Raw genomic sequence first — 9854 nt, forward strand, 5'->3', positions numbered from 1 at the left:
GTTTTGATTGTGCGGCGCGTTGGCTGTGATGCAAGCGGCGCGCTTCGAGCGTCTTTCGTTTGATCCTTTCTTGGCGTTGCACAATGGCTTTGTCCTGTCCGAAGCAGACGTCTGATGGCGTGACGTTGTTCAGGCTCTCGTGATATCGCTGGTGAATGTAGTGATCGACAAAGGCTTCGATCTGGGCCTCGAGATCTCCTGGAAAGAAGCGGTTTTCCAACAAGATGCGGTCCCAGATGTGTTTTGGTTTGGGGGGTGGTCGTGCAGCCCAGCTTCGCCAGGCTGCTGATACCGGTCATACCAGCGGTAGAATGTGGTGCGAAGGATGCCCCTTTTGGCCAATGTCTGCCGCGCCGAAAGATTTGATGCTTCGACCAACCTGATGATTTCCATCTTTTCTGACGCGGTATACTTCATTCTTGGTCGCCCCCATCCCCTGCCCGGCCCGGTATTGCAAAGCAATGCCCCGAGAGGGGCGATCATGCTTTGTTTGAGAAGACGCAAGTCCAGCGTTTGCTTGGCCACGACCTCCTTCAGATCGCGGACCTCGCCTCAGGGACGACATCCAAATCCAAACGGCGACTCGATCTGAAGTATCCAGCGACTCCAATAAGCGACCCGATTCCCAAGTCCTTGAAGTTTTAGCGGTGCGATTCAAACTGGTTGTTGTGCCTCTCAGGCAGGTCATAACCAAATGTAGGTGCCGGTCGTCGAGACACGAATGGTTACGCAAACGGTAGCGATCACAAAGCAAGAGAGGTCGCACCGATTTTCGAGCATCTGTATTTTGCTAACCCTATGATATTGTTATATTTTAGATCTTTTTCGTGATTTTCGTGATTTTTGTGATTTTTTGGGTTGCGGGTATTTGTAGTTAGGACTAGAACCCCCTTCACCGGCGGCGCTGAGGCGCTACGGGGCGGACGGAACGGACTGGACGGAAGGTTCAGGAGGGGAAGTTTGGGAAGAATTCGAGGCAGGTTTGACGCGGTTTGCGCCAGTTAAGATTGGCGCTACGTGTTGGTTTTTGTCTCTGGGACTTAGGTTCCGACGCTGTTTGACAATTGAATACACTGAAGAGATATGTGGGCGGTTTGGTTCATTTCGATGGATCAACGTCTGTATATCAACGCTCTTAGGTGATGATTGCCTGTGCTCAAGTAGCGCAAGTGGTAGCACCGATTATGGAGTGTCAGCTTCACTGTTTGTACGGCTTTCGCTACTTTGTAGCTGAAGCACACAAACAGAGAAAACTTATATTGGTTTCAGTAATGCCAATATGAGTGATGTGCAGAGGTTCGAACGTCAAGGATAAGCTGGAAACAGCTTTTCAACTTGAGAGTTTGATCCTGGCTCAGAACGAACGCTGGCGGCAGGCCTAACACATGCAAGTCGAGCGCACCCTTCGGGGTGAGCGGCGGACGGGTTAGTAACGCGTGGGAATATACCCAAAGGTAGGGAATAGCCTCTGGAAACGGAGAGTAATACCCTATGTGCCCTTCGGGGGAAAGATTTATCGCCTTTGGATTAGCCCGCGTTAGATTAGATAGTTGGTGGGGTAATGGCCTACCAAGTCTACGATCTATAGCTGGTTTTAGAGGATGATCAGCAACACTGGGACTGAGACACGGCCCAGACTCCTACGGGAGGCAGCAGTGGGGAATCTTGGACAATGGGCGCAAGCCTGATCCAGCCATGCCGCGTGAGTGATGAAGGCCTTAGGGTCGTAAAGCTCTTTCGCCAGGGATGATAATGACAGTACCTGGTAAAGAAACCCCGGCTAACTCCGTGCCAGCAGCCGCGGTAATACGGAGGGGGTTAGCGTTGTTCGGAATTACTGGGCGTAAAGCGCGCGTAGGCGGATCAGAAAGTAAGGGGTGAAATCCCAGGGCTCAACCCTGGAACTGCCTCTTAAACTCCTGGTCTTGAGTTCGAGAGAGGTGAGTGGAATTCCGAGTGTAGAGGTGAAATTCGTAGATATTCGGAGGAACACCAGTGGCGAAGGCGGCTCACTGGCTCGATACTGACGCTGAGGTGCGAAAGTGTGGGGAGCAAACAGGATTAGATACCCTGGTAGTCCACACCGTAAACGATGAATGCCAGTCGTCAGCAAGCATGCTTGTTGGTGACACACCTAACGGATTAAGCATTCCGCCTGGGGAGTACGGTCGCAAGATTAAAACTCAAAGGAATTGACGGGGGCCCGCACAAGCGGTGGAGCATGTGGTTTAATTCGAAGCAACGCGCAGAACCTTACCAACCCTTGACATCCTAGGACAACTCCAGAGATGGAGCCTTCCTTCGGGACCTAGTGACAGGTGCTGCATGGCTGTCGTCAGCTCGTGTCGTGAGATGTTCGGTTAAGTCCGGCAACGAGCGCAACCCACATCTTTAGTTGCCAGCAGTTCGGCTGGGCACTCTAGAGAAACTGCCCGTGATAAGCGGGAGGAAGGTGTGGATGACGTCAAGTCCTCATGGCCCTTACGGGTTGGGCTACACACGTGCTACAATGGCATCAACAATGGGTTAATCCCTAAAAGATGTCTCAGTTCGGATTGGGGTCTGCAACTCGACCCCATGAAGTCGGAATCGCTAGTAATCGCGTAACAGCATGACGCGGTGAATACGTTCCCGGGCCTTGTACACACCGCCCGTCACACCATGGGAGTTGGGTTTACCCGAAGGCCGTGCGCCAACCTTTCGAGGGGGCAGCGGACCACGGTGAGCTCAGCGACTGGGGTGAAGTCGTAACAAGGTAGCCGTAGGGGAACCTGCGGCTGGATCACCTCCTTTCTAAGGATGTTCCTAGTCAGCATGAACTTGTTCATACTCGTGGAACACTTAGCAACGGTCAGTATACAAAACTGACCAAACATCAGGACCAGGCCGTCCTCATATCTCTTCAGTCACCGAGCCCTGAATGCAGGGTTCTTCAAGGGGCCTTAGCTCAGCTGGGAGAGCGCCTGATTTGCATTCAGGAGGTCAGGAGTTCGATCCTCCTAGGCTCCACCAGATAAACGGCCCTGTGTAACCACGAGGGGCTGGACGCCGATTTTGCTCTGCAAAATCAGCTGGGTCGGTAGCTCAGGTGGTTAGAGCGCACGCCTGATAAGCGTGAGGTCGGAGGTTCAAGTCCTCCTCGACCCACCATCACACCTTTGGTGTGTAAGCAAGCTGCCTTACGATTTGATCGTTAAGCACCATATTTGGTTCTTAACCGTCCAATCGGACGTCGCTTCTTCGGAAGCATTGACATCGTTTAGAGAGAAATCAATCAACACTGTTTGATCGCGCCGAGTGTGGCGTGGATCTCAGTTGGTTCCGAGGTTCGCCTTGGAAGGTTTGACTGAAGATGTTTCCTCGTCTTCTTTCGAATATCCCTGCTGAAACGAACAGAGTTGTCCAAGTCAAGTACACTAACCCGAGTGTTCCGCACGGAACACTCACAAGTCCGCTTCACCGACATGAAGCGGGCGGGAAAGTATGCTTTTGGTTCAGAGAGATAAGCCGTGGTTACTTACCAGCTACTGCGGTCGAAAGACGTCAGTTTTTCTCTTTCTGGATCAAATCAAGCGCGAGAAGGGCGTTTGGTGAATGCCTTGGCAGTAAGAGGCGATGAAAGACGTGATACTCTGCGATAAGCCATGGGGAGCTGAGAATAAGCTTTGATCCATGGATCTCTGAATGGGGGAACCCACCTGAAAGTTTGTTATTGTTACTTCGGTAGCCAATAACATTCTTAACCAGGTATTTATGACCTGAATACATAGGGTTATAAAAGCAAACCCGGGGAACTGAAACATCTAAGTACCCGGAGGAAAGGAAATCAATTGATACTCCCCTAGTAGCGGCGAGCGAACGGGGACCAGCCGAGCCGGATGAGTGACTAGAACATGTTGGGAAGCATGGCCATAGCGGGTGATAGCCCCGTATAGGAAGCTTTGACGGACGTATTAAGTAGGGCGGAACACGTGAAATTCTGTCTGAAGATCGGAGGACCACCTTCGAAGGCTAAGTACTCCTTACTGACCGATAGTGAACCAGTACCGTGAGGGAAAGGTGAAAAGCACCCCGACGAGGGGAGTGAAACAGTACCTGAAACCGAACGCCTACAATCAGTTGGAGGCCCCTTGAGGGCTGACAGCGTACCTTTTGTATAATGGGTCATCGACTTGGTCTCACGTGCAAGCTTAAGCCGTTAGGTGTAGGCGCAGCGAAAGCGAGTCTTAATAGGGCGTCGAGTTCGTGGGATCAGACCCGAAACCGAGTGATCTAGGCATGACCAGGCTGAAGGTAAGGTAACACTTACTGGAGGGCCGAACCCACACCTGTTGAAAAAGGTCGGGATGAGTTGTGCCTAGGGGTGAAAGGCCAATCAAACTCGGAGATAGCTGGTTCTCTGCGAAATCTATTTAGGTAGAGCGTCATCCGAATACCCCGGGGGGTAGAGCACTGGATGGGTAATGGGGCCCCACAGGCTTACTGATCCTAACCAAACTCCGAATACCCGGGAGTACTAGATGGCAGACACACTGCGGATGCTAACGTCCGTAGTGGAGAGGGAAACAACCCTGACCTACAGCTAAGGCCCCCAATTCATGGCTAAGTGGGAAAGCAGGTGGGATGTCCAAAACAACCAGGAGGTTGGCTTAGAAGCAGCCATCCTTTAAAGATAGCGTAACAGCTCACTGGTCTAATTAAGACGTCCTGCGGCGAAGATGTAACGGGGCTCAAGCCATGAGCCGAAGCTTAGGATGCCGTAAGGCATGGTAGCAGAGCGTAGTGTGACATAGTACCAATCCTCTTCTGCCGCTGAAGTATTTGAGCATCGCGCTCAAGTAGCGAAGCGGTAGCGCAGGATAGGGTGCTTTCGATGAAGCCGGCCTGTGAGGGATCCGGTGGAGAGATCACTAGTGAGAATGATGACATGAGTAGCGACAAAGAGTGTGAGAGACACTCTCGCCGAAAGTCCAAGGGTTCCTGCTTAAAGCTAATCTGAGCAGGGTAAGCCGACCCCTAAGGCGAGGCCGAAAGGCGTAGTCGATGGGAACCAGGTTAATATTCCTGGGCCAGGAAGAGGTGACGGATCTCGGAGGTAGTTCATCCTTATCGGATTGAATGGGCTGCTGAGAGGTCCCTGGAAATAGCCCTTCCATGAGATCGTACCCTAAACCGACACAGGTGGACTGGTAGAGAATACCAAGGCGCTTGAGAGAACGATGTTGAAGGAACTCGGCAAAATACCTCCGTAAGTTCGCGAGAAGGAGGCCCGGTTCCTAGGCAACTAGGGGCTGGGGGCACAAACCAGGGGGTGGCGACTGTTTATTAAAAACACAGGGCTCTGCGAAGTCGCAAGACGACGTATAGGGTCTGACGCCTGCCCGGTGCCTGAAGGTTAAAAGGAGGGGTGAGAGCTCTGAATTGAAGCCCAGGTAAACGGCGGCCGTAACTATAACGGTCCTAAGGTAGCGAAATTCCTTGTCGGGTAAGTTCCGACCTGCACGAATGGCGTAACGACTTCCCCGCTGTCTCCAACATCGACTCAGCGAAATTGAATTGCCTGTCAAGATGCAGGCTTCCCGCGGTTAGACGGAAAGACCCCGTGCACCTTTACTACAGCTTCGCACTGGCATCAGGATTGTGATGTGCAGAATAGGTGGTAGGCTTTGAAGCAGGAACGCTAGTTCTTGTGGAGCCTCCTTTGAGATACCACCCTTCGCACTCTTGATGTCTAACCGCGGTCCGTTATCCGGATCCGGGACCCTGCGTGGCGGGTAGTTTGACTGGGGCGGTCGCCTCCTAAAGCGTAACGGAGGCGCGCGAAGGTTGGCTCAGAGCGGTCGGAAATCGCTCGTTGAGTGCAATGGCAGAAGCCAGCCTGACTGCGAGACTGACAAGTCGAGCAGAGTCGAAAGACGGCCATAGTGATCCGGTGGTCCCGAGTGGAAGGGCCATCGCTCAACGGATAAAAGGTACGCCGGGGATAACAGGCTGATACTGCCCAAGAGTCCATATCGACGGCAGTGTTTGGCACCTCGATGTCGGCTCATCTCATCCTGGGGCTGGAGCAGGTCCCAAGGGTACGGCTGTTCGCCGTTTAAAGAGGTACGTGAGCTGGGTTTAGAACGTCGTGAGACAGTTCGGTCCCTATCTGCCGTGGGTGTAGGATACTTGAGAGGAGTTGCCCCTAGTACGAGAGGACCGGGGTGAACGAACCACTGGTGGACCTGTTGTTGCGCCAGCAGCAGTGCAGGGTAGCTATGTTCGGACAGGATAACCGCTGAAGGCATCTAAGCGGGAAGCCCCCCTCAAAACAAGGTATCCCTGAGGACCGTGGTAGACCACCACGTCGATAGGCCGGAGATGTAAGCATGGTAACATGCTCAGTTGACCGGTACTAATGGTCCGATAGGCTTGATTTGATCCAGTAATAGAAAAACTGGAACCAAAACAAAGCATACAACCCCAAACACAAAACATGGACAACCCGAGACGCACAAACTTAGCGGCTCTGTGTTGATTGATCTCCGAACGCATTTGGCCAATGTCCTCGTGACATAACTCAGGTGCGGCAACGGGCATTTGCTTTGCAAATATCCTGCCTGCCGCGAACCAAGAAAATCCAAATGCCTTCGGAACTTGGATTTTTCTTGGTTTGGTGGTCATAGCGCAAGTGAAACACCCGGTCCCATCCCGAACCCGGAAGTTAAGCACTGCTGCGGCAATGGTACTGCGTCTCAAGGCGTGGGAGAGTAGCTCACCGCCAAACCTAGTAAAATCCAAACAAACTCTCATAAACGAGACAATACCCCAATAATTCCCAAGTTTACGTTGGATCACGCTTGAGGCGTGTGTCGATTGCGGAAATCCTCTGCTCAGGAGGACATCTGATGTGGGAAAACTGGGGAAAAAATCAACAAAGCAGTGCAGCTATCGCTTTCCCCAAGTCCTTGGACGACTTGCGTCAGATCATTTCGACACAAGAAACGCCAAGAGTTGTGGGGGCAGGTCACTCCTTTACACCTTTGGTGGGTGAGGCTTCTCGAATTGTTTCTTTGAAAGATCTACCTGACACTCCCCTACAGAAGGCTCCAAACGACTTGGTTTGGATGAACGCCAACAAGAGGTTGAAACAACTTTCACCGGCTTTGGGCGATCAGGGCATGGCGTTCCGGAACCTGGGGGACATCAACGAACAAACGCTGGCTGGGGCGGTGTCCACCGCAACCCATGGAACGGGCGAGACCTTACCATGTCTGTCCGCCGAGGTCCAAAATGCGAAAATGATGCTGGCCTCGGGTGAAATCATTGACACGCAAGGGGATCCAACGGGAGAGCTGGTCGAAGCCGCACGCGTATCACTCGGTGTCTTGGGAATATTGCTTGAGGCTCAGGTTTCTTTGGTTCCCAAATACTATCTGCGGCGTAGGGTCGAGATGAACCATTTGAGCGACACACTCGCACATATGCATGACCTTTGGGCGAATCATCGAAACTTTGAATTCTTCTACATCCCCTGGTCGCAACGCACGCTTTGCATTCGGCATGACCTTGCGGATGGTCCAAAGGGGCAACCGCCCAAGGATCTGGACAATCTTGCAGTATACGGGTTGAGGTTTGCGCGGCTTCTCGGCCGATTGCATCCGTCCCTAAGGCGGCAAGCATTGGCCCTTCTTTCAACTGTGCAATCAGATGAAGACTATGCTGAGGAAAGTTGGCGTGTGTTATGCAGCCAACGAAATGTCCGATTTGTGGAAATGGAGTACCACATTCCACCGGAGGCCGCACATGACGTTCTGACCGAAGTCATCCAGCGAACAGAGTTGAAACATCCTGACATCTTTTTTCCAATCGAAGTTAGAAAAACCAGCGGTGACAATGGCTGGCTTTCGCCATTTCAAAATGGCCGCCGTGTGTCGATTGCTATCCACACTGCTGTCACCGATTCATTTGCTTCATATTTCGAAGACATCGAGCCGATCTTTCTCGCGGCTGGCGGACGGCCACATTGGGGAAAACTGCATTCGTTGGAATTTTCGGATATGGAAAAGCTGTATCCTGACTTTAACAGATTCTGTTCTCTGAGAGAGCAACTGGATCCTCGCAGAAAGTTTTTGAATCCGTATTTGCGGCGCTTATTGGTTGGGGGTATCTCATAAGATGCCTGGACCAGATCTTTCCGTGTTGTCCGCAGCGTTGCGAGACCACGGATTGGACAAATCCGCCGTGGTCGTCGATCTTGACGCGTTGGACCACAATATCGAAACGGTCAAAAGAAACGCAGATCCAGGCTTGGCCTGGCGGTTGGTCGCAAAATCGCTCCCCTCACTGCAACTGTTGAACTATGTACAAGTCGGATTGAATGCTCCAAACCTAATGGTCTTTTCCGAGCAGATGCTGTGTCACCTCCTTCGACAGCAGAACTCTGATCTGCTGGTGGGGCGACCTATGCCCAGCAGTGCAGCCCGTCGGATACTATGTCAGCACCCAAAGGCCGCCACACATGTGCAATGGTTGGTAGATAGCACCGATCGGCTTGCGCAGTTCGCCCAGCTTTCCCAGGAGCTGAGGATCACTCTACGCGTGAACCTAGAGATTGACGTCGGACTTCATCGCGGCGGATTCAGCCAAGCGGACATACCCGAGCTGGATCGGGTGCTTCGCGGTGAATGCGGGCTCAAGTTGTCTGGCTTGATGGGTTACGAACCCCATCTATCCAAACTCCCGAGGCTTTTGGTGAGTGCTTCGGAGAAGCGATTTGACAGGTCGTACGGTGCCTTCAGAAAATGGGCGGACGGCCAAGGGCAAAATCTTTGCTACAACACCGGCGGCAGTTCGACCTTCCACAGGTACGGCCATAGTGGCTTGGTTAACGATCTAAGCTTTGGTTCGGTGCTGGTTCTACCGTCAGACTTCGACACGGCATCGACGATTGGGTTTGTCCCAGCCGTATTTGTCGCAACGCCAGTTCTCAAGGTTCTTCCCAAGAATCACTGGCCGGGGCTTGAGGCCTTTGCGGCACTACGCCGTAACTCAGTAGATATTGCTGTACAGGGCGGGTATTTCATGGGGCAACCTGTGCATCCAAAAGGATACGCTTACTCTGGTATCTTCGGCCGATCGACTAACCAGGAAATTTGGACTGGCAGGGCAGGTTCGGGGGTGGCACCGGGTGATATTGCCCTGATCCGCCCGACTCAAAGCGAATTTGTCATGAACCTCTTTGGCCCCATTTTGGCCTATCGTCGGGGACAAACGTTTCGGGAATGGACCGTCTTACCCCATTGACCGGCGACTCGCTGCGACTCCTTGCTTTGTAAGCGGGGAGTCGGTTCTTATCCTAGTGCTGGTGATGGCCTGACCTACAAAATCTAGATTCGCTTCGGGTTCACATCGGATCTTTGATCGAAGAGAAATCGGGGGAAGCGTGAATTTCGAACGTGCGAGAATTTGATAAGTAATAGAAAATACATCATAAAACAAAAAACACCAGGGAAGTTTGAAGTTTTTACGAAATGGGGGTTGCGGGTATTTGTAGTTAGGACTAGAACCCCCTTCACCGGCGGCGCTGAGGCGCTACGGGGCGGACGGAACGGACTGGACGGAAGGTTCAGGAGGGGAAGTTTGGGAAGAATTCGAGGCAGGTTTGACGCGGTTTGCGCCAGTTAAGATTGGCGCTACGTGTTGGTTTTTGTCTCTGGGACTTAGGTTCCGACGCTGTTTGACAATTGAATACACTGAAGAGATATGTGGGCGGTTTGGTTCATTTCGATGGATCAACGTCTGTATATCAACGCTCTTAGGTGATGATTGCCTGTGCTCAAGTAGCGCAAGTGGTAGCACCGATTATGGAG

2 protein-coding genes, 2 tRNA genes, 3 rRNA genes and 1 pseudogene are annotated in these 9854 nt (G+C 52.3%); 7 read left to right on the forward strand and 1 reads right to left on the reverse strand.

Annotated elements, in window-relative coordinates:
• Nucleotides 1-10: 10 nt before the first annotated feature.
• Nucleotides 11-549, reverse strand: a pseudogene (locus G6R15_RS18990) (helix-turn-helix domain-containing protein); the annotation flags it as partial.
• A 782-nt stretch (nucleotides 550-1331) separates the two neighbouring features.
• Between G6R15_RS18990 and G6R15_RS18995 the strand changes: the two are divergent.
• The 7 genes from G6R15_RS18995 (at nucleotide 1332) to G6R15_RS19025 (ending at nucleotide 9288) form a co-directional block, all read left to right on the forward strand.
• Nucleotides 1332-2793, forward strand: a 16S ribosomal RNA gene (locus G6R15_RS18995).
• 143 nt (nucleotides 2794-2936) lie between these two features.
• Nucleotides 2937-3012 (forward strand) — tRNA-Ala (locus tag G6R15_RS19000).
• Nucleotides 3013-3073: 61 nt separating this feature from the next.
• Nucleotides 3074-3150: transfer RNA gene (locus G6R15_RS19005), tRNA-Ile, on the forward strand.
• 416 nt (nucleotides 3151-3566) lie between these two features.
• Nucleotides 3567-6422 (forward strand): 23S ribosomal RNA (locus tag G6R15_RS19010).
• A gap of 232 nt (nucleotides 6423-6654) precedes the next feature.
• A 5S ribosomal RNA gene (gene rrf, locus G6R15_RS19015) occupies nucleotides 6655-6769 on the forward strand.
• Together the 16S, 23S and 5S rRNA genes with 2 tRNA genes alongside form the textbook arrangement of a ribosomal RNA operon.
• 121 nt (nucleotides 6770-6890) lie before the next feature.
• Nucleotides 6891-8159 (forward strand): D-arabinono-1,4-lactone oxidase, encoded by a 1269-nt coding sequence (locus tag G6R15_RS19020; RefSeq protein ID WP_164661543.1) that lies wholly within the window; start codon nucleotides 6891-6893, stop codon nucleotides 8157-8159.
• A gap of 1 nt (nucleotide 8160) precedes the next feature.
• Nucleotides 8161-9288: an alanine racemase gene (locus G6R15_RS19025; RefSeq protein WP_164661544.1), complete on the forward strand. Its 1128-nt coding sequence runs from the start codon at nucleotides 8161-8163 to the stop codon at nucleotides 9286-9288.
• Nucleotides 9289-9854: the final 566 nt, after the last annotated feature.

Source organism: Tropicibacter sp. Alg240-R139, assembly GCF_900537075.1.
In the GTDB taxonomy this organism is placed as follows: domain Bacteria; phylum Pseudomonadota; class Alphaproteobacteria; order Rhodobacterales; family Rhodobacteraceae; genus Falsiruegeria.